At 67.3% G+C, this 19,805-nt stretch carries 21 protein-coding genes; 10 read left to right on the top strand and 11 right to left on the bottom strand.

Annotated elements, in window-relative coordinates; all coding sequences use genetic code 11:
- On the top strand, positions 1-189 hold a 189-nt coding region (locus AC069I_RS21275), incomplete at its 5' end, for a tetratricopeptide repeat protein (RefSeq protein ID WP_478266244.1).
- A gap of 206 nt (positions 190-395) precedes the next feature.
- Here the strand turns inward: AC069I_RS21275 and AC069I_RS21280 are convergent.
- The 5 genes from AC069I_RS21280 to AC069I_RS21300 form a co-directional block, all read right to left on the bottom strand.
- On the bottom strand, positions 396-1,370 hold the full coding sequence (locus tag AC069I_RS21280; RefSeq protein WP_478266245.1) for an anti-sigma factor RsbA family regulatory protein: 975 nt from the start codon (positions 1,368-1,370) through the stop codon (positions 396-398).
- Position 1,371: 1 nt separating this feature from the next.
- A complete protein-coding gene (locus AC069I_RS21285) occupies positions 1,372-2,244 on the bottom strand; it encodes an MEDS domain-containing protein (protein WP_478266246.1) in 873 nt (290 codons plus the stop codon).
- A gap of 173 nt (positions 2,245-2,417) precedes the next feature.
- A complete protein-coding gene (locus tag AC069I_RS21290; RefSeq protein ID WP_478227472.1) occupies positions 2,418-2,879 on the bottom strand; it encodes a DUF6292 family protein in 462 nt (153 codons plus the stop codon).
- Between the two features lie 654 nt (positions 2,880-3,533).
- A complete protein-coding gene (locus AC069I_RS21295; protein ID WP_478227471.1) occupies positions 3,534-4,100 on the bottom strand; it encodes an STAS domain-containing protein in 567 nt (188 codons plus the stop codon).
- A 556-nt stretch (positions 4,101-4,656) separates the two neighbouring features.
- On the bottom strand, positions 4,657-5,409 hold the full coding sequence (locus AC069I_RS21300) for an ANTAR domain-containing response regulator (RefSeq protein ID WP_478266247.1): 753 nt from the start codon (positions 5,407-5,409) through the stop codon (positions 4,657-4,659).
- A gap of 1,394 nt (positions 5,410-6,803) precedes the next feature.
- Here AC069I_RS21300 and AC069I_RS21305 point away from each other — a divergent pair.
- Positions 6,804-7,538, top strand: coding sequence for an ANTAR domain-containing protein (locus tag AC069I_RS21305; protein ID WP_478227469.1), 735 nt, complete (start codon positions 6,804-6,806; stop codon positions 7,536-7,538).
- 661 nt (positions 7,539-8,199) lie between these two features.
- Complete coding sequence (locus tag AC069I_RS21310) at positions 8,200-8,943, top strand: ANTAR domain-containing protein (RefSeq protein ID WP_478227468.1); 744 nt, start codon at positions 8,200-8,202, stop codon at positions 8,941-8,943.
- On the opposite strand, the gene AC069I_RS21315 is transcribed toward AC069I_RS21310, so the two are convergent.
- Positions 8,882-9,589 carry a TetR/AcrR family transcriptional regulator gene (locus AC069I_RS21315; protein WP_478266248.1) on the bottom strand — a complete coding sequence of 236 codons (708 nt, stop codon included), beginning with the start codon at positions 9,587-9,589 and terminating at the stop codon, positions 8,882-8,884. The genes AC069I_RS21310 and AC069I_RS21315 overlap by 62 nt on opposite strands.
- Positions 9,590-9,965: 376 nt before the next feature.
- Here AC069I_RS21315 and AC069I_RS21320 point away from each other — a divergent pair, with 376 nt between their 5' ends.
- The 5 genes from AC069I_RS21320 to AC069I_RS21340 all read left to right on the top strand — a co-directional run bounded on the left by AC069I_RS21320 (position 9,966) and on the right by AC069I_RS21340 (position 14,011).
- Positions 9,966-11,072, top strand: coding sequence for a sensor histidine kinase (locus AC069I_RS21320; RefSeq protein WP_478227465.1), 1,107 nt, complete (start codon positions 9,966-9,968; stop codon positions 11,070-11,072).
- Positions 11,069-12,175 carry a hypothetical protein gene (locus AC069I_RS21325; RefSeq protein ID WP_478235315.1) on the top strand — a complete coding sequence of 369 codons (1,107 nt, stop codon included), beginning with the start codon at positions 11,069-11,071 and terminating at the stop codon, positions 12,173-12,175. Before AC069I_RS21320 ends, AC069I_RS21325 begins: the two co-directional genes overlap by 4 nt.
- Positions 12,154-12,828: a response regulator transcription factor gene (locus AC069I_RS21330; RefSeq protein WP_340684095.1), complete on the top strand. Its 675-nt coding sequence runs from the start codon at positions 12,154-12,156 to the stop codon at positions 12,826-12,828. The genes AC069I_RS21325 and AC069I_RS21330 overlap by 22 nt, the downstream gene beginning before the upstream one ends.
- Positions 12,829-12,959: 131 nt before the next feature.
- A complete protein-coding gene (locus tag AC069I_RS21335) occupies positions 12,960-13,646 on the top strand; it encodes a hypothetical protein (protein WP_478227463.1) in 687 nt (228 codons plus the stop codon).
- A 53-nt stretch (positions 13,647-13,699) separates the two neighbouring features.
- Positions 13,700-14,011 (top strand): hypothetical protein, encoded by a 312-nt coding sequence (locus AC069I_RS21340; protein ID WP_478266249.1) that lies wholly within the window; start codon positions 13,700-13,702, stop codon positions 14,009-14,011.
- On the opposite strand, the gene AC069I_RS21345 is transcribed toward AC069I_RS21340, so the two are convergent.
- The 4 genes from AC069I_RS21345 to AC069I_RS21360 form a co-directional block, all read right to left on the bottom strand.
- Positions 13,998-14,204: a hypothetical protein gene (locus tag AC069I_RS21345; protein ID WP_478227461.1), complete on the bottom strand. Its 207-nt coding sequence runs from the start codon at positions 14,202-14,204 to the stop codon at positions 13,998-14,000. The genes AC069I_RS21340 and AC069I_RS21345 overlap by 14 nt on opposite strands.
- A 30-nt stretch (positions 14,205-14,234) precedes the next feature.
- Complete coding sequence (locus AC069I_RS21350; protein ID WP_478266250.1) at positions 14,235-14,615, bottom strand: phosphotransferase; 381 nt, start codon at positions 14,613-14,615, stop codon at positions 14,235-14,237.
- Between the two features lie 222 nt (positions 14,616-14,837).
- Complete coding sequence (locus AC069I_RS21355) at positions 14,838-15,104, bottom strand: hypothetical protein (protein WP_478227459.1); 267 nt, start codon at positions 15,102-15,104, stop codon at positions 14,838-14,840.
- A 174-nt stretch (positions 15,105-15,278) separates the two neighbouring features.
- On the bottom strand, positions 15,279-16,043 hold the full coding sequence (locus AC069I_RS21360; protein ID WP_478266251.1) for a helix-turn-helix domain-containing protein: 765 nt from the start codon (positions 16,041-16,043) through the stop codon (positions 15,279-15,281).
- Positions 16,044-16,047: 4 nt separating this feature from the next.
- Between AC069I_RS21360 and AC069I_RS21365 the strand changes: the two genes are divergently transcribed.
- On the top strand, positions 16,048-16,905 hold the full coding sequence (locus AC069I_RS21365; RefSeq protein ID WP_478227458.1) for an FG-GAP repeat domain-containing protein: 858 nt from the start codon (positions 16,048-16,050) through the stop codon (positions 16,903-16,905).
- 3 nt (positions 16,906-16,908) lie between these two features.
- On the top strand, positions 16,909-17,079 hold the full coding sequence (locus AC069I_RS21370) for a hypothetical protein (protein ID WP_478227457.1): 171 nt from the start codon (positions 16,909-16,911) through the stop codon (positions 17,077-17,079).
- Here AC069I_RS21370 and AC069I_RS21375 read toward each other — a convergent pair.
- Entirely contained in the window at positions 17,069-19,765 is a 2,697-nt protein-coding gene (locus AC069I_RS21375; protein ID WP_478266252.1) for an AAA family ATPase, read from the bottom strand. The two genes, AC069I_RS21370 and AC069I_RS21375, sit on opposite strands and share 11 nt — an antisense overlap.
- Positions 19,766-19,805 lie beyond the last annotated feature (40 nt).

A 19,805-nucleotide genomic window follows, 5' to 3' on the forward strand; every position in this document is an offset into this window, starting at 1 on the left:
ACGGTCCTGGCCGCATCCTTCAACCTCGGACTGGACCTGACCGCGCTCGGCCGGACGGACGAGGCCGCGCCGTTCCACAACCCGATCCTGGCACGGTATCGCCGGATCCTGGGCGAGGCCCACCCCGGAACACAAGCAGCAGGCCGAGGCGCCCGCGCCAACTGCGACATCGACCCGATCCTGATGTGACTCAACCAGGAACAAGCTGCCCGATCCAGACGGCGATCCGCTCCGACTCGGGATTTTGCCGCGGTGATCGGGTATTGCCCTACACAGCCTGGAAACTGAACCACCACTTGGGTCAAGAACGGTTGTCCGGCGATCGTGCCACGATTCCCCTGGCGGCTCCACGTTCCCCCTCCCCCGACGTGGAGCCGCCCCGAGATACGCCCGCATCAGGGGACTATCGCGGCATGGGGGCCGGACACGTGCAGGCGGACCGTGGCACCGCAGTATCCGGAGCAGGTCTCGACATGCCGGCAGAGTTGGCGGGTGAGCCAGAGACCGTCGCCGGGTGCCTCGTCGAGCGTGGGTGGCAGGTAACCGAGGAAGGGGTCGGTGATGCGCCCGACAGGCTCGTGAACGTCGCACACGATACGCCCGGATTCGGCCCACAGCCGGATGGTCGCGCGACCGCTACCGTGCCGCGCGACGTGGTCGGCGACTTCGCCGACGGCCGCCGAGAGCATGGCGGCTTGCTGCCGGGCCAGCCCTTGGAGCGCGGCGTGCGCGGTGACGAACCGCCGCACGCTGGACAGGTCGCCTATGAAGGGAAGCACTGCGGCATCCGGTGGGGGAGCCGGCAGCGGGTGGGTGCCGCCGGCATCGACGAAGATCGCGGGGTCGAGATAGTCAGGACATGGCTTCGCCTCGCGCCCTGTCCACCGAGCGGGGTGAATGCGATGCGCGTCAGCGACGACGGGCGGAGCCAGCACACGGGTGTCGTACGGGCAAATGATCCATGCCGACGACTCCGCGAAGGCCACGTTCAGTATCGACTCGTATCGTCTCAACTCGGCGGTCTCTAGGTCTGATCGTCTTGTCCAGATCGGTTCACCGATGATGCGTACGTGTCCTGGGCGCTCGGCATGGCGGGCCGTGTAGTAGTCGCGGTACTTGAGCAGTGTCGCGGCGGGGTGACGGTACCAATCGTAGGCGTCGACGAATTCGACCCGGTCGGCGTTCGCCCCTAGCGTGTCGACGAGCAAGTCGATGTTGTCCGGTGTGGTCACGGCCAGTGTGGCTTCCCCGCGGGTCAGGCCGTCTTCGATGAAAGGCGTTGTCATGTCGAGGAATTCCGCGTCAGAGCCGTAAACACAGGCCTGATGCGAGAACGACACACCGCCGGTCTGGGCTTCCTGCTTGCTCATCTCACACCCCCTCCTCCGTGGTGACCAACGTCAGGGACGGCAACTGGTCCCAGCCGTAGTTCCGCAGGATCGTGCGGATCAGGGGAACTGGTGATCTCAGAACCAGCCGGTGCCCGTTGCGGAGGTTGGCCGCGGCATGGGCGAGAAGCCGGACGGTCGCTACATCGGCGTAACGTAGTTCTCTGACATCCAAGTGAAAATCGTCATCGTCGCGGTAGGCCGCTTCCAGTGTCGCGGCGAACTCGGCGAGGTTCGACCGATCGATCTCGCCGGACAGTCGCAGCCCGCGTCGCCCGTCCAGCGCCGCCATCCGCAACAGGGGTTCTTGTTGTTCGGCCTGTTGGGCGGTCAGCGCCGTCGAGTGGGCCTCGCGCACGACGTCCAGTTGCTCACTCGTGAACTGCCGCCGATCGTAGTGACAGAATCCCGTCAAGGTCGGCAGCGCGTCCGTGGCGACAAGTTCCGTGACCTGCCTCTCGTAGTCCCAAAACAACTCGCTGTCCGGTAGCACATGTGAGGACCAGGTCATGTCCGCGCAGATATGAAGACCCAAGTAACCAGCACGTGTCGCCGCGGTGGTCTCGGCCTGGAGCCGGCTGATCACACGATCCGCCTCAAACCCTGTTCTCGCTCGGTAGAACTCGTCGGTGGACGAGATGACGAGCTGTTCCCTCCTGGTCAATGCGTCCAGTTCCGGCCCGGTCAAGGACAGCCAGGTGAGCAGGGTTCCGGGAGGAACGCGGTTGGTGAGGTAGGTGATCTTATGGCCTTGTTCCACCGCCGCCCGGAAATGCAGTTGTGCGAGCCGCCGGTATTGGTGGTCGGTGTCGTACCAGATACACACGTGCTCTCCCGCCGCCCACGACCTGACCATGGTCCTCCTCCGCACGCGAGATAAGAGAAGGCCTCATTTTAGGCCGAGACCGACGGTTCGCGTTGTCCGTGCAGGAGTATTGGCGGATACGCGCCAATACTCCTCGGTGGTGGTCCGCTCGGTATGGCGAGCCCCGTGCGATTCTGACAATGGCGAATGTTCGCCACGGTGAATCACGGTCCACATCCGCCCGCGGCGGACTGTCCGGTGATGGGTGGGGTACCGGATGGCTGGGCGTAGCGGGCCAGACGTTCCGGCATATCGTCGATCGCGCCGGCTCTGCGGAAAGCGGGCGGGGTGAACTGGCCGGGGTACTGACCTCGGAACATGCAGGTGAGGAATCGCGCGACCGCGCGTGATGGAGGCAGAACGTCCTTGCCCGCGTAGGACAGAACAATCAGCTCTTCTCCGCACAGGGATTCGACGGCCACGGACCACCCGTGTTCCTCGTCCCAGAGCAATGCGACGTCACGGGTCGGGAACCTCGGTAGCCGGCTCTCGATGGCCACGTAGGCGTTCACCGGTGGGTCCAGCCGCACCCACCAGCCCGTCCAGTCCAGATCCAAAGCCTGGGCAACGGCGCCAACATAGCGGCGTAAGCCGCGCGCCGGTGCTCCATGGTCTTCCAAAATCATCCTTCGTCGCCGCCTTTGCCGCCTCCGTCGGAAAGATCAGCGCCGACTGCTTGACGCACGTTCGCATCTCACCCGTTCTGGAGTGTGATCGCAAGATGGTCGGTGCCCATGCGCGGCCAGCGAACCATTTCCGAGTACGAGCGAATGGCACCATCGGCGCCGGAAACCGGTCATCCCACCTCCTGAGCCACCACACCCCGGGCCACCCAGAGCGAATGCCGCCCGACCCGGAGCCGCACCCCCCTTCCACGCCATCCGCGCCAATGCGGCAGATCGCCCCGGCCGCAGAGTTTTCATGTCAGCAGCCAGGTTTCACCGGCCGACGTGAGAAAGAGGGAAAGTACGTGGCAGCCGATGTGCCATCTGGCGCACGGGTCTGTGGCCGGCCGGAGAGAAGCTCGACGAGCACGAGCGCCGCGCACTTCGGGAGATCGAGGGAACTGGCCGGAATGTCCGGCAGAACTTGCCAAGCGGCAACAGATCTCCGTCGTGAGTCACACGTCGTCGCTGGGCGCCCGACGGTTCACCGTGCACCGGCCGGGGCGTGGTCGGTTTCGGCCTGTTCCCACGTGAGCGAGATCGGACATATCCGTGCGCTGGTTGACCATGTGCGGTAAGCGCGCTCGGTCAAACCCGCTCGAGGCTTTCATCCTCTCACCGTCCTTTGCTCTGCCGGGGGTCTTCCATGGCGTAAGCGGCCAGAAATCTCGTCATCGCGGCGTCGATGATTGATGAGGACTGTCTGTCGACGCTGTCTTGCCGGTTCTGGGCGTGGGTCCCCGGCGGTCGTTGTGCGCGGGAGAGTTCGTGAACGGCGTTTGAGCGGGACGAGAAAATGGGGATGAAGGTATCCATGCCGACGATTCGCAGTGCTCTTGAGACGACGTGGCTTTTGACGACCAATCCGAGCCGTTTCCGTTCGCTCTTCGCCCGCTCGGCAGCACCGGCGATGGCGCCGAGCCCGGCGGCGCCGAGGAAGGTGACCTCTGATAGGTCGAGAACCGTCACCGACGGCATCTCCTGCCACAAAGCGCGGTGGAGCACCCCCACGGAGGATACGTCGACCTCGCCGGCGACGGCGATCACCAGCTGGTCGCCGTGCCGGAAGCGTCCGGCCTCCAGCAGCTTCCCACCCGCGGCCGGTATCGCGTGCCCAGCAGGCATTGGCGTTCCCAGTGAACGTATCCGAGCGAAATGGCGGCTATCAGGCAAACCAGTCATCGATGCGCTCCGAGTAGGTAACCGTGGGATCACCGTCAGCGGCTGCGTTGTTGAACCGGTGAGACGGTCTCTGAAAGTTGACGTACGTGCCTGGGCCTGAGCCCGGTCGTCGTTCAGGATACCCCTGGAGAGGTATCTATGGCATCAGGCAGGCATGGTGAACGGGAAAGGGGGAACGCGCGCAGGTGACTCGACAGCGCTTCGCCGATTTGGCCGAAATACGACATTGTCAGATCTTCGCCATTAAACTGATCGACCATGGCGGAACCGTCTCGGCACGGGGAATCAGATGACGGCGTGTGATCTGATCGCTGGATCCGGACCGCTGCCCTGGCGTTACCGCGGCCGGGTGAAAACTGCATAGTGGCGTAGTGTGACCACGGCGAACACGAGTTTCTTTCTGGAAGGCCTGTTCTCAATGTGATCGTGTCCGCAACTGGACAATGACGAAAAGTGGCCATGGAAAGGGCCATTGCGATCGCCGCAGGGTGGATCGGTCCCGTGGGCTCCTCTTCGTGGAGTTCTCAGCGTCTTGCGGGTCGGGCAGGTCTGAGCGTCAGGAATGGCCGGTTCGCGCCTGTAAGCGGACGGTCTCCAGGAAACGGTACGCGAGGTCGCGCAGCTTGACATTCTCTCGTTGTGACTGTTCGACCAGCAGGTCGAAGGCCTCCTTGTCGGTGAACCCGTGGACTGCGATGAGGACACCCTTGGCTTGGTCGATGACCGCCCGAGTGCTCAGCGCGATAGAAAGGTGCTCGGCCAGTTGGGCGGCCTTCTCGTAACGCCGGTAGGTGCGCAGAATCGCTTCGACAGCACTTGTGTAAACCTGGAGCAGGTGCACATCCAGTTCAGCGAAGCCCTGTGCCTGCCGGCTGTAACAGTTCACTGCACCGGAGTAGTCGCCGTTCACGATCAGGGGCACGGTCAGGAAACCACTGAGGTCCGCGGCGCGCGAAGCCGGAGCGAACTCCGGCCAGTGTTTCGACGCCTCGGAAATGTTCCCCCGCCTGGTCTGGGCGCCCTTCGCCGCCTCCAGGCACGGTCCCCGGCGCGTCGCATACTGAGTCGCGTCGAGCTCGATACCGTCCTCGCTCGTGAAGGCCACCGTTTCTGGCCGGTGCTCGCTGACCATGGTGATCGTCGCATGGTCCACGCCAGGTACCGCGCGGATGACCTGGTGGCATACATGGTTCAGCAGCGAGTTGATGTCGGTTTCATCGGCGAGCACCTCAGCCAACCCGTCGAGCGCGCCTTTGACGTCGTCGAGAATCATCGGCACGTGCGCGCACGGCGCTTCGTCGGATGACATAATTTCTTCTCCTCTGATCGTTGTTCGTCCGCTGGATGCTTCCGGATCTTGTCGGTGGCGTGCTGCAGCTGAATAATTCGGGTACCCACTCCGTGGCCTGGTCAAGCGATCATCAGCGGTGCTCGAATTGATGGAGGTGCGCCGTGTCGGAAGAATGTATTGATTCAAGCGCTTAGTCAAGATCATGGGAGCATGTACGCGGCACGATCATTTCGTCGCCATAAACGGCGACGGCCGGACCTCGGAACCGAGACCGGCATTGCTGATCATGGTTGTGCTGGCGATACATCACCCTTTGGAGGGTCGAACCGTAACTGCCGGTCAAGCACGAGCGCTGATGTCGAGCTGGGCGGCGATCATGCCGGTCGCCACATGCACGTCGCCGTAGTGTCCGGTGGTGTCCTCGCGTGCCCACGCTGCGACCTGGTCGCCCTCGCCGACGCAGTCGGCGAGCAGCGCGGCGACGGGGAGGTCGGTCAGGGCGAGCCGCGGCTCCGTCCGCGAACCCAGGCCGGCGCTGCTCGTCGAAGGTCAGGTCGCTCACCAGCACCGGGCTTCCGGTAGCGAAGGCCTCGACGCCTGGACCATCGTCTGCGGTGTATTGCGTTTCCTCGAGAGTCCCGGCCAGGCATTGCTCGAGGCGACCAGCTCGTGCGCCTGCTCGGCCGTCCGTAAGGAGATGGCGGCGATACAGACGACCGGGATCCAGCCCGAGCCCTGTCGCACATCTCGGGCTCGCTCAGCAATGAGCTGCGATAGCCGATCGCGGCGCCTAGCGCTCACGGTCATCTCCGCGTCCTCGAAAACATCAACGCCGTCCCTGCGTCACATCGTTCGTACCCTCGCTGTCGGTCGGCCTTTGACCGCCAGGCGGACAACGCTGTTGTGACGCTGCAAACCGGTGTCAGCTCAGCCGACACCGGCGACGAGGTGCACTTTCCCTGAGGCTGCTCAGCTTCAATTTCCGACCTGCCCATGACCTGAGCAGGGCCACACCGCGATTCTCGCGGTGCCGATCGTGTGACCGGGGTTGCTCTCACTGGACTACTGTCCTTAGGCTGATTGCGTTTGTGGTGGGGTTGAGCTGACGCGTTGCTGCAAGCGACTGAGGTCGGAGGTACTGCTGACCGTGGTCGTCGGGTGCCGTCCGGTCCGCGAGTGATCGTTGAACTGGAATCACGTGCCTGGGCTGGTGGGTGGCAACCGCGGGGTACCCGGATCGCACGGGATAGGGGGCGTATGGACTGGACGGCGCGATATCGGGATCGCCAACGATCTGAGAACTGGTGCGGTTCCGCGACGCGCGCCAAGCCTCCGTCGAGTGATCAAGGCTCTGACTCTTCGCTGGTGACCTCGTGGGCGTCTGAAGCTTGATCTTGGCGCGGAAGGATTCCATGAATCGAGAACAGCGCATGGTCGAGGCTCTGGTCGAGCTCTCAGACTCCCTGGTGAACGACTTCGACGTTCCTGGGCAGCTCGATCGCCTGGCTACGCGATGTACCGAGCTTCTCGACATCACCGCGGCGGCCGTGGTGCGGGTATCGGCGGATGCGGGCCGGTGGACCTCTGCCACGTCCGGTTCGGCCACCGACTTGTTCGAACTGCTCACGCGGGAGGGGCCGGTACTGGAGAGTTGCCGTACCGGCGCACCCGTCGGCCCGGTGGGCGTAGCCGCCGCGCGCCGCCGATGGCCAGGTTTCGCCGTCGCCGCCAGCAAGGCCGGCTACCGCCATGTGTCGTCCGTGCCGATGCGGCTGGGTGAGGAGGTTCTCGGGTCAGTGCTGCTGCTGCATGCGGAGGCTGAAGGGTTACAGGCATCCGACATCCGGCTGGCGCGAGCGCTCGCCGACGCGGCCACGATCGGGCTTGTGCACGAACGAGAGATCCGTCAGCGGACCGACATCGCGTCGCAGCTGCAGAGCGCGTTGGACAGCCGTGTCCTGATCGAACAGGCGAAGGGGTTCCTCGCCGCGCGACAGAGTATGAGTGTGATTGACGCGTTCGAACTGATCTCCGTCTACGCCCGCCAACATCGCTGCCCGATCAGCGACGTTGCCCGCCACATCATCGAGTTCGGGGTTTTTCCTGTCAGTCCGCCCAGGCCCAATGGGCCTTTCGACGCGCGCTGACCGGTCGTCGCGCGGACCCAACCGCCGGATTGCGGTCTGCTGCACGCTTCGAGAACCGCGTCAGAGTGAACGGGCAGTGTCTTCGACAATCGTCAACGCGAGTTCGACGGCGGCCCGGCGCGTAGGGTTTGCGGACGCGTATGCGTTGACGGCTGGCTGTCCACAGGCGTTGTGCCTGTCGAGCCCTCCCGGCGACCCTGATGTCGTGATCCAGCAGGTCAGCGTGTGGCGGTTCGCGAAGACATCGGTTCGGCACTGGCGTCGCCGGTTGGTCAGGCGCGAGCCAGAGGGCACACGGCATATTCGAGTCTTCTCGAACTGGGCCGGCAAGCCGGGCAGGTTCTGACGTGGTCCCTGGGCGGTGACGCGCTTGATTGCACTTGCCCTCCGCTGTGGCAATCCTTATGATTTTACGTTCTGTGGCCCGGTTGAGCAGAAGCCGCTGCCGCATTTATCTCAGACTCAGAGGCGGTGTGGTGCGCTTATTCGACAAATCTGGTCCGGTCGCCGAAATTGAATTGGAATCACGTCGCTTGGCGATTTCCCCGGTAACTGACAGGCAGACGCTCGGGTGTCGCCGAGAGTCTCTCAAGATGTTTCCCGCCGCTGATGAGTCTGTGCGGTCGCACGTTCCTTGATCTTAGTGGAGAGGAAGGCACACATGAGACGAGAACAGCGCTTGGCTGACGCCCTGGTCGAGCTCACCGACACCGTGGTAAAGGACTTCGGCCTCCCGGAGCGGCTCGCTCGGTTGGCCGCACGATGCATCGAGCTGTTCGATATTTCCGCTGCCGCCGTGATGCTGGCTTCACGGGATGACGGACGGTGGAGGTCGGCGACGGCCGGCGAGTCCGCCGACTTGCTCGATGTGCTCAACCTGGCGCGTCTGGATGGGCCGGTCCTGGGAAGTTCTCGTGCAGGGGAGTTGGTCGGTCCGATGGATCTGGCCGGTGTGGGCCGTCGGTGGCCCGACTTCGCCGCGGCCGTCGACAAGATCGGGTACCGGCAAGTGTGTTCGGTGCCGATACGGCTGCGCGAAGAGGAATTCGGATCGGTGCTGTTGCTGCACTCGGAAACCGATGGGTTGTCGATGGCCGAGGTCCGGTTGGTGCAGGCGCTGGCCGACGCGGCCGCCATCGGGCACGTGCACGAGCGGGAGATCCGCCGTCAGATCGCCGCCGCCTCGCAACTGCAGGCTGCGCCGCACAGCCGTGCCTTGATCGAACAGGCGAAGGGTTTTCTCGCCGCGCGCTGCGATACAAACGTGCATGACGCGTTCGAGCTCATTCGCGGGCATGCCCGTCGTCACCGGTCACAGATCCACGAGGTCGCCCGTCACGTCGTCAGCCATGGGACGCTGCCCACTCCTTCGTCGGAGAATTACGTACATGCCAAAGGTCGTTGACCGGTAGCTGCTCGGAACCGAGGATCGCGGGGCACTCTCGATCGAGCACCGCGGCGAAATGGTGCGTAATGCCAACTCGACTTGGCATTACGCGAAACCGAGTCGGCGATAGTGTGAAGGTGCGCATATCTTGTCGCTGCCTTCCCGAATTCGACGGCGGAAAGCCTTCGACGAACACCCCGATCCGGGTCATCGCGTCCTGCTCGGTCTCCGGCACGCCCAACGCGGCCAGATGCCACCTCAGGATCGTCTCCACCTGTGCGTGGAAGCCGTCGTGCCATACCCGCAGTGACTCCGATGCCGCGACCCTGGCGTGCACCGTCGTGATCAGCCGATCGACCCGCAGCAACTCGCTGACTGCCCACAACAACTGCTCGACCGGCGGTTCGGCCGAGCGTTCCGCCACGCCGGCCAGGAACTGCGCGAACAGCGCGTCCAGCACAGCGACCAGTACCTCGTCCTTGAAGTACCAGTAGACGGTGTTGGAGGTCACCCCCGCCTCACGCCCGATCCGCGCCACCGTCGTGGGGTCGTAGCCTTCTTCCACGAACAACCGCGTGGCCGCGGCGACGATTTCACCACGCTTCTCTTCCCGGTCCTGCGGGCGTCGGTTACGCGGCATCCCCCACCTGGCCAGATCGGTCACGCTGGAACCCCACTGTAAAGGGACACAGCGCCACAGGCGATCTCGACCCGGCACGGCCGCACCGGACACCCTGGCAAGGTCGCCCTTCGACGTGCGGCCGCTGCTCCTCATGATCGGTCGGCCCGCAAATCCGGACTGGATCTGCCAGCCGCCCCAGCCTTGCCGCATCCCGACCGCCGACCATGAACACTAGCTGCTTCGGCGGGAACCAGGATCGACCGAGACCGACTCGAAACGGCTCGAACCAATCACCGGAGGGTTCTCCGCCCCTGACGGTCAGTGAGCCGCTGACCTTCGTACCGGTCATCCGGAATCGGCACCACCCGACATCGTCGGCCGGTATGGTCACCCGCGCGAGGTTTGCCGGGTTCGACGGTTGGCGAGGGAACGGGTGGCGGGGGAGGCCGGGCGGCTGCTGACCAGTTTCGGTCACCGGTATGCCGTCGTCGTGCGGGTCGCGACCTTGCCGCCCATAGCGGCGATCGGCCTGCTCAGGAGCTCACCCGCCGCATTCGCGGCCACGGCCGTGGTGGTCGCCGTCGCCGTGGTCTGGACCTGCGCGCGGGGATGGTGGCTGCGGCGGGCCCCGATCGCCGTGGACGTGGCGGTGCTGCTGAGCTTGTGCCTCACCGTCTTCTGGACCGACGCCGAGGCGGACGGCAACACGGGCTGGCTCCGGCTCCTGGTCGTCTTCGCGTGCGTGACCTGGCAATGGCACACCCCGCTGCCGGCCGGTGCCCTCGCAGCGCTGATCGCCGGTGGCGGGATGCTCGTCGTCTTCGCCGCCGCGGGGCTCACCCTGAGCGCGTCGCAGGTGTGGGTGCCGGCGATGGCCGCGATGTCCAGGGTGGCCTGGGTGCTCGTCACCCGCGCGGCCGAACGCGCCGATCGGACGGCGGCCGAGGCCGAACAGGTGCGCCGAGAGGCCGCCGTGGCGGCAGCGGTCCGCGCCGAGGAACGTGAGCTGGCGAACTCGCTGCACGACACCGCGGCCACCACCCTGCTGATGGTCGGCCTCGGGCAGGTGCCCCCGGACGCGGATTGGCTGGCCCCGCAGGCACGCCGCGATCTGGCCCGGTTGCGTTTCCTCGACGACGGGCGGACATCGCCGGAGGCCGACCTCGTCGAGTTGCTCCGCGCGGACCTCGGCACCGGCCACCTGACCGTCGCGCTCGACGTACCGCCGCGGCTGTCGCTGCCGTCCGAGGTGGCGGGTGCGATCGCCGGAGCCGTCCGGGAGGCGCTCAACAACGTGCGCCGCCATGCCGGGACGGACCGGGGACGGGTCCGGCTGCGCGGCGACGCGCAGGCGCTCTCGGTCGAGATTTCCGACGAGGGAAAGGGGTTCGCCGGCGACCGGGTGACGGCGCGACGCGGGTTGCGGGAATCCGTGCACGGCAGGATGAACCGGGTCGGTGGCACGGCGACGATCACCTCCGCCGAAGGGGCCGGCACGGTGGTCCGGCTGAAGTGGTCGGCATGAGCGGCGGCGAAGCGACCCAGGACCAGCTGAGGCGCGGGCTGCGGATCGCCGTGCTGCTCGTCGCGATACTGACCGTTGACGTGCTCGGGTCGAGTAATCTCGTGCGGGGCCTGAAATCCCACGAACTGCCCGCCGTCCAGTTCGCCGCATTGGCCGCGCTGACCGCGGTACTGGCCGTCGAAGTGGTGCTGGTCGTACTGCGGCGGCCGTGGGGCGTGGCGCGGTGGCCCGCCGTCGCCCTCGTGCTGGCCGCGTCCGCGCTTGCGTACCTGACCTTGCCGGACGGCAAGACGGCGACCACGGTGGACTGGATGTTCGGCGCGGCCAACTGGGTCGGCATCGTCGTCCTGCTCGACCGTCCCTTGAGGACGATGCTGGCCTTCCTGGTGGCACACGAGTCGCTCGCCTTGGCGAACCTGCTGCTTTTCCAGGACGTGAGCCGGAGCGTGCTGGCCCGGTTCGTCACCGGTTCGGTGACGGTGATCGGCCTTCCGCTGTGCGTCGCCGTGGTCGCGGCCGTGCTGGGCCGGATCGGCGCGCGGGCGGCCGAGGCCACGCGGGAACTGGAACGGTTGCGCACCGCGGAGGCCGTAGCGGCGGGCGCGCACAGCCGTCGCGAGCAGCGGCTCGCCGAGCTGACCGACACGACCGTACCGTTGCTGACAGGTCTGGCGGACGGTTCGCTCGCGCCCTCGGATCCCCTGGTGCAGCGCGGATGCGCGATCGAAGCGGCCCGGATGCGCCGGCTGTTCGCCGAAACCGACGAGGTGGAGAACCCGCTGCTGCACGAGCTGAGACAGTGTGCGGACATCGCCGACCGCAAAGGCGTCGAGGTCGATCTGGACGTGCGTGGCCACTGGCCCGTGCCACCCGTGGCCGTTCGGCGGGACCTCACCGATGCCGCGCTCACCGCGCTGGCGACGGCCGGATCCTGGGCGCGGGTCACCGTGGTCGGAAGCCCCGGATCGGTGTCGGTCAACGTGGTCGCGGACTGCGCGGAGCCGATCGCGTCCACGCCGAGGACACCGGACGTGCGGATCGAGATCTTCGACGGTGACGGAACAGTCTGGATGGAGGCACAATGGCAGCCGGCGGAGAGCTGATCACCGCGGTGATCGTGGACGACCACGCGGCGATCGCGGCGGGTGTGCGGTACTGGTGTGAGCAGGCGGACCCGCCGATCGGTCTCGTCGACGCCGGAGCCCGCCTCTCCGACGTGTGGACCGGCCCCGGTGCCGCCGCCGACGTGGTGATCTTCGATCTCGAGCTGGTGCCCCGCAAACCGGATTTCGGCGAACTCCGCCGTCTGGTCGAGAGCGGCCGCCGCGTGGTCGTGTACTCCCAGCACGCGGACAACGCCACCGCGATCAAATGCATCGATCTCGGCGCGCTCGCGTATCTGACCAAACGGGAGGGGCCCGAGCACCTCGTGCCCGCGATCAGGGCCGTCGCAGGCGGGCAGACGTACACGGCGCCGTCGCTGTCCGGCGCGCTCGCCGCGGACGACTCCCCGGGCAGGCCACGCCTGTCCCCACGGGAAATCGAGGTACTGCGGGCATGGTTCGCCGCCTCCTCAAAGGAACTCGTCGCCGCGAAACTCCACATCACGGTCAAGACCGTCGACACGCATATCGCCCGGGTGCGCGTGAAGTACTCGAACGTCGGACGTGAGGCCCGTACCAAGAGCCAGCTCGTCACCAGGGCACTCGACGACGGTGTCATCACGCTAGCCGAGCTCAACGAGGCTTCGATGTAAGGCGTTCACCGGACATCCCGGGAGCCGCGATCGGTCTAGCGTCACCGGAGCAGGGGGCGCCGCGGGCATTCGGTGTCGAGGGGACCGGATGCCCGCGGCACCGCTTCGAGGAAGACGTCCGAGGGAGTTCGATGAGCCAGCCCGGTCCGCCAGGGTCGTATCCCGTGCCGCAACCGGGGTGGCAGTACCACCGGCAGCCACCTCGCAAGAAGAAGACCGGGCTGCTGATCGTGCTGCTGGCGCTGGGCACCGTCATGGTGCTCGGGCTGGCTTTCGGCGGGTACTGGATCTTCGTCAGGGAAGGCGGCTCCGACGCGCCACCGCCCGTGGACGCCTCGCAGGACGTGGCGAAGGCGCCGATCGGTTGTGCCGTCTTCGACAAGAGCGAGGTGGCCCGCTACATTCCCGGCCGGACGGATTTCGAGGCGGGATCGGCCAACTCGACCTCGGACTCCCTGGAACAGGGGCAGTGCGCCTGGAACAACACCGACACCTTCATCAAGGACAAGGTCCGGGCGGCGCACGTGATCGTCACCAGCTACGTCTACCACGCCACCCGCACGAAGTCCGGGGTGGACGCCGCGACGGAACACCTGAAACGCCGGGTCCGGAACGGGGTCGCGGTGAACGTGCAGGACGCTGACGAGGCTTTGCTCGTCGAGCAAGGGAAACGCGGCCACTCGGTGGCGGTCACCGCTCGGTATCGCAACATCGTGTACCACGTCGACTACACCAACCAGACCGACGGCGCGCCGGTCAAGGACGGGGTGACCGCACTGGCCACCGCCGCCATCGGCAAGGTGGCGCCGAAGCGCTGAGCGCGGTCACCTCCGGGGCTGTTTCACGGCTGGTGTGGTTCGTTCGACCGACAGTGCGCCGGCGCGTTTTCGCCGTTCTGGCCACCGCCGGCCTGGTCATTTCGGTCCTCGGCGCGGGCTCCGCCTCCGCCGCGACCAAGGGCAAGATCTACATTTCCAACATCTGCGGCAAAGTGGTCTCCACCACGATCCACCGCACCAACGGCTCGATGATCACGGACACCTCGTCAGCGCCCTCGGGCAGCTACTTCGGCTACCCGGTCGACACCGGCACCTACCAGGTCCGCGTGCCCGCCGGGAACCGGGACGTGACGATCCTCGACCTCGGCGGCAAGGCGCACTCGGTCATCGTCAGGGCCTGCTGACCTTCCAGCAGGTGTTCGCCCGGCGCAGACGTTCGGCCACCTGCGCGCGGACGACGTCATGCGAACCCGGGGGAGCGCCGTGCAGCACTTCCCAGCGGACGTCGTGGGCCGCCGGCCACAGGCTCGCCGCCCACGCGACCTCCTGCTCCTCGGTGGTGAACCGGCGGCCCCGGATGTCCTGATAGGCCGACAAGAACGCCTCGGAGCTTTCGATCGGCGGCAGTCAGGCGGGCCCGGTCTTGGGAAAGACCGCGCTCGCCGCTCCCGCCAGTGCGGCCTCCGGCTGCCACGCCAGGCTGTCCCAGTCGTGCACGGCCCAGATGCGGCCGTCGCGCCAGCGGAGGTTCTGCGCTTCGAAGTCGGCGTGGCCGAGTACGCGGGGCAGGTCGGCGGAGAGCAGCCGTTCGCGGATCCGTTCGGCCGCTTCGACGACGTACGCGGGCACGGCGTCCTGGTCCCGCCGATCGAGGTCCCCGATGGACGGCCACAACCCGGGATCCGTGTGGTCCCACCGTATCCAGCGGGGATTCGGCAGTGGCGGCGGGACGGTCACGTCGGCCAGTCCGGTCATCAGCCGGGCGAACACCGCCGCGCAGCAGTTCACCGCCGGGCCTGGATTCCTCGGCGTGCACGGCCAGCGTCCCGACGCCCGTCGCGGGCGTGATCGGCCGGGCGCACGGAAATCCCCGGTCGGCCAACCGCAGCCCGAACACCGCCGAGATCGACCGTGCCTCGAACAGCACGGCGACCGGCTTGTCGCCCAGGTGATCCACACACCACCCGGGCAGCCAGTCCGGCAGATCGCCCCCTGTCACGTATCCGTCACCTACCGGAGACGTTCATGGTCGTACTCGGCGAAGGCCTCCGCCGCGTCGCCGTCCAAGATCATCGACAGCGCGTAGGAGATGGTCCAGATCCACTCATCGAGGCGAGCCGCGTCCTCGTCGTCGATCAGGCCGTTCCCGCGGAGCATGCCGTCGGGCGCGACGCCCCAGGCCCGCGCGAAGTGGCAGATCCCGACCACGGCGGAAACGACTTCACGCGGCACCGAGTCGGCCTGCAGCTGTTCGGTGAGAGCGCGCAACGCGGCCATCACCTCATGATAATTCTCCTCGCGCAACCCACTGAAGGGTCGCAAAGACCCGAGAAACCCTGTCCGCCACCGCGGATCGTCCACATCCGGGTGCGCGCCGGAGTGGAACAGGAGGGCTTCGCGGGCATCGGCAGGGCTCACGAGGGGACCGTAGCGCGAGACCGCACACGTCGCTCAGTCCGCCAGCGCCGAGCCGAGGGTGCGGGCGGCGCGGGCGACGGTGTCGGACATCGTGACGGGTGACTGCGGCAGCGTGAGCACGGTCGCGATCGAGCCGACCGTCCGGCCGGTCGGCAGCCTGACGGACGCTTCGACGGCGACGAGTTCGTGTTCCGCTTGCCAGGTGGGGCAGAAGCGGCCGGTGCGCTGGGGCACGGTCGATCCGGGCCGGAGAAGGACGCCGTCCTCCGGCCGGGTGAGGCTGGCGGCGGCGATCAGGATGCGGCCGTCACAGGGTACGGCGAGTACCGAACTGGCTCGGGTGGCCGCGGCCAGGCGCCGGAGCTCGCCGCGCGCGAGTTCCAGCAGCCGCGGATAGGGCTGCCACGATTGGCCGAGCCGGAATGCCTGCGCGCCGACGCGATAGCGGTTTTCGTTGCGCTGGACAACCTCCAGTGCGGTCAATTGCTCGAGTAATCGGTAAGCCGTCGATTTCGGTATCGAACAGGAATTGGCCAGCTGGGTCAATCCTGCTTCACCTTGATGTCGTACCAAGGCATCCAATAGGGTGAAGGCGCCTTCGAGGACGCTTCTGGCTCTTCTCTTGGTCTCCACTGAAATCCCCTCGCGCGGTCCGCTGGACGGAATCCTTGCTGACAAGGCCATGCCGCCGGTGTCAGGCTGGAACTGCCCCGGTCCGTATCTTCGGTCAAAAAGCGCGGGCTGGGAAGAGCACGTCAACCGAACGGAAAGAGGTACCGGCAAAATGCGAAGATCCATTCGGATGGGTACGGCATTGGCGGGTCTGCTCGCGGGCCTGCTCGTAATGCCACCGGCCGCGGGCGCGGACGATATCGGTATCGCCGCCTCGCCGGCGTCTCAGAAGCCCGCCGCGGATTTCGATGGCGACGGGTTCGCCGACAAGGCGGTTTGGCGGCCGGGTAACGGTGTCTGGTACGTGATCCGCAGCAGCAACGGCAGTGTCGTGACCCAGCAGTGGGGTGTCTCGGGCGACGTGCCGGTGGCCGCGGACTACGACGGCGACCATCGGGCCGACTTCGCCGTGTGGCGGCCGAGCAACGGTATTTGGTACATCATCCAGAGCAGCACCGGCGCGGTGGTGACCCAGCAGTGGGGCGTGTCCGGCGACGTTCCGCTGACCGGCGACTTCAATGGTGACGGCCGCTCCGATTTCGCGGTGTGGCGGCCGAGTAATGGCACCTGGTACGTGCTCGGTATCGCCACGGTGCAATGGGGTGTCGCCGGTGATGTTCCGGTCGCCGGCGATTTCAACGCCGACGGGCGCGCGGACTTCACGGTTTGGCGCCCGAGCGACGGCGTCTGGTACGTGCGGGGAATCGCGACCCAGCAATGGGGTGTCGCGGGCGATATTCCGGTGGCCGGCGATTTCAATGCGGACGGGCGCGCCGATTTCGCCGTTTGGCGGCCGGGTAACGGCGTCTGGTACGTGCTCGGTATCGCGACCCAGCAATGGGGTGTGGCGGGCGACGTGCCCATGGCGGGCAATTTCGGCGGCGACCCGCGGGCGGACTTCGTGGTGTGGCGGCCGTCGAACGGGACCTGGTACGGCCATGGCCTGTTCACCACCCAGTGGGGGACATCGGGCGACACCCCGGTCTGAGCCGTGAACGGGAACCTCCGTCTTCCGTTCGCGGAAGGCGGAGGACCGGACGCGGGCGGCTACCCCCCTGACGAGCAGCCACTTTCCGTCGCGCAGCCTGCCCTCGTGAGCAAGTACGCCGGCATCGCCGCGGGCGGAAACGGAGAGCCGTTGGCGTATCCGGTCAAGAACTGAGTTCCGCGTCGCGGAGATCGGGCATGTCTCTCAGCTGCCTGCGCGACGTGATGCCGAGCTTGCGGAAGATGTTGCGGAGGTGGGCGTCCACCGTGCGGGGGCTGAGGAACAGGCGGGTGGCCACTTCCTTCGAGGTCGCGCCTGCCGCGACCTGGCGCGCGATATGCGTCTCCTGCATGGTCAGGTGGTCGTAGGAATGCCCGGAGCGGCTGCGGGCGACCTCCCCGGTCGCGCGCAGCTCGTCGGCCGCCCGCCGGGTGAACGCCTCCAGTCCGATCCGCGACAGCTGTTCGTGCGCGGCGCGAAGGTTTTCGCGCGCCTCGCGGCGGCGGCCCGCGCGGCGCAGCCACTCGCCGTACCGCAGCCGCGCCCGCGCGAGATGCACCGCGAGCGGGTCGTCCGCCAGGTACCGGAGTGCCTCCAGGTGGTCGGGTTCCTCGTCGCTGACCATGGCCCGCGCGCCCGCCGCGATTCCGAGGGCGAAGGCGGTTCCCGCGGGCTCGGTGCGGGCGGTCAAGGAGTCCAGCGCCGATCGGGCGACGGAGTCCTTCCCGCACCGCACCGCGGCTTCCACGAGTTCGGGCAGCGCGATGCCGGTGAGGAAAAGGTCGCCGCTCGCCACGGCCCGGGTCGCCGCGTCCAGCGCGGCCGGGTAGTCGGCGAGCCCGTTGTACAGCACGGCCGTCGCCCAGTGGGCGTTCGCGGTCAGCTGCCCGTTGCCGCGGGTCGTCGCTTCGGCGAACAGGTCGAGCACTTCCCGGCGGCGGCCGCGCATCGCCGCCAAGTGCACGCGTGGGTACAGCTGCGGCGGATCGCCGACGGCGTCCGCGATCGCCTCCTCTTCGGCGATCGCGGCCATCGCCCGCCCGAAGTTCCCGGTGAGCACCGCGTGCGACGCGACCTGGGACAGGCCGAGCCGGATGGTCATCGGCGATCCGGTGTCCCGGCCGGTGCGCACCAGCCAGCCGACGATCGTCGCGTGCAGGCCGATGTCCCACAGTTCGCCCGCGAGCACGGTGGCCAGGGCCGGTGTCCTGGTCCAGCCGGCATCGTCGCCGGTGAGAACCCGGCGAAGCGCCGGCACACCGGAATGGTGTCCTTCGGTGGTCAACCGCACCAGCGCGTCGAGGAGATCCGGCGGTCCTGAGGCGGGAGGCGCCGTGCGGGCCGCGTCGAGAACCCGGTCCAGGACTCCCGCGGCCCGTCCGACCACGAGCCCCATTTCCAGTGCCGCGACGAAGAACTCGCGTGACCGCTCCGGATCGACGGCGGCGAGGCGCTCCGCTGCCCGCAGGATGAGTTCCGGCCCCCGGACGGCCCCCTCCGCGCCTTGGACGAAAGCGATCTGCCCGCGAAGCAGGTCGACCGAGGCGTGCTGGGGAACATCCAAGGTCTCGGTGTCGACGCTGGCCAGCAGATCCGCCGCCGCGTCCGTCGCGCCCGCCTCCAGCGTGGTCCGCGCGGCCGCGAGTGTCCGCTCCGTCTTTTTGACGAGGTCGAGTGAAAGCGCCGCCGCACGTTCGAGGAACGCGGCCGCGGCCGCCACACCTCCGCGCGCCTGCGCACGCGACGCCGACAATTCCAGCTCCGCCGCGACCTGTTCGTCCGGCCCGGTGGTGGCCTGGGCCCGGTGCCAGGCCCGCCGGTCTCCGGCGGTTTCCGGGTCGGTGACTTCGGCCAGCGCCCGATGGGCCGTGTGGCGCTGCCCCGGTTCGGCCGCGCGGTACGCGGCGGAACGCGCCAGCGGATGGCAGAAGCGCGCCCGCGTGTCGAACCGGATCAGCCCGGACGCCTCGGCCTCGGCGCTCGCGGCGGGAACGTCGATGTCCAGCCGCCGCGCGGCCGCCCACAGCAGGCCGGGATCGCCGGTGGGATCGGCGCTCGCGAGGGTCAGCAGCCGCCGCGCGTCCGCGGGCAGTTCCGCCATTCTCGCCCGGAAACTCCGCTCGATCCGGCTCGCGATCGGCGACGGAGCCGGTGGCGCGAAACCACCCGCCTTCGGCAGCTCGATGAGCGCGAGCGGGTTGCCGCGTGCCTCGGCGAGCAGGCGATCGCGCACGCGTTCGTCCAGCGTCACGGTCTTTTCCCCGGCCAGCAAGGCACGCGCCTGCGTATCGCTCAAACCGCCGACCGTCAGCCCCGGCAATTCGTCCAGCCCGCGAACCGGATCCTGGTCACGGGCGGCGAACACCATCGCGATCGGTTCGGCCGCGATCCGCCTCGCCAGGAACGTCAACGCCCTCGCCGACGCCGTGTCGAGCCAGTGCGCGTCGTCGACCACGCACAGCATCGGACGCGTCCCCGCGGCGGTCGCCAGCAGTTCGAGCGCGGCGAGACCGACCCGGAACGGATCCGGCGCCCCGTCGGCAAGGCCGAAAGCGACGAGGAGGGATTCGCGGTAGGGAGCCGACAGCGTGTCGAGATGCGCCAGCACCGGAACACACAGCTGATGCAGTGCCGCGAACGGCAGTTCACCCTCGAATTCCGACCCGGACGCGCGGATGAGCCGGAACTCCTCCGCCGTCGCTCGTGCGACGTGGTCCAGCAGCGCGCTCTTGCCGATCCCCGGCTCACCACGGAGGACGAGCACCCCGCCCTCGCCCCGGCCCGCCGCGTGGAGGAGGGCGAGGAGGCGATCGATCTCGGCTCGTCTGCCGACGAGCGAACGGGGGGACGTCGTGGGCATGGTCTGAACCCTAGCGAGGCGAAGTAGGTGATTGTCGCCG

This window comes from Amycolatopsis sp. NPDC043885 (genome assembly GCF_056435685.1).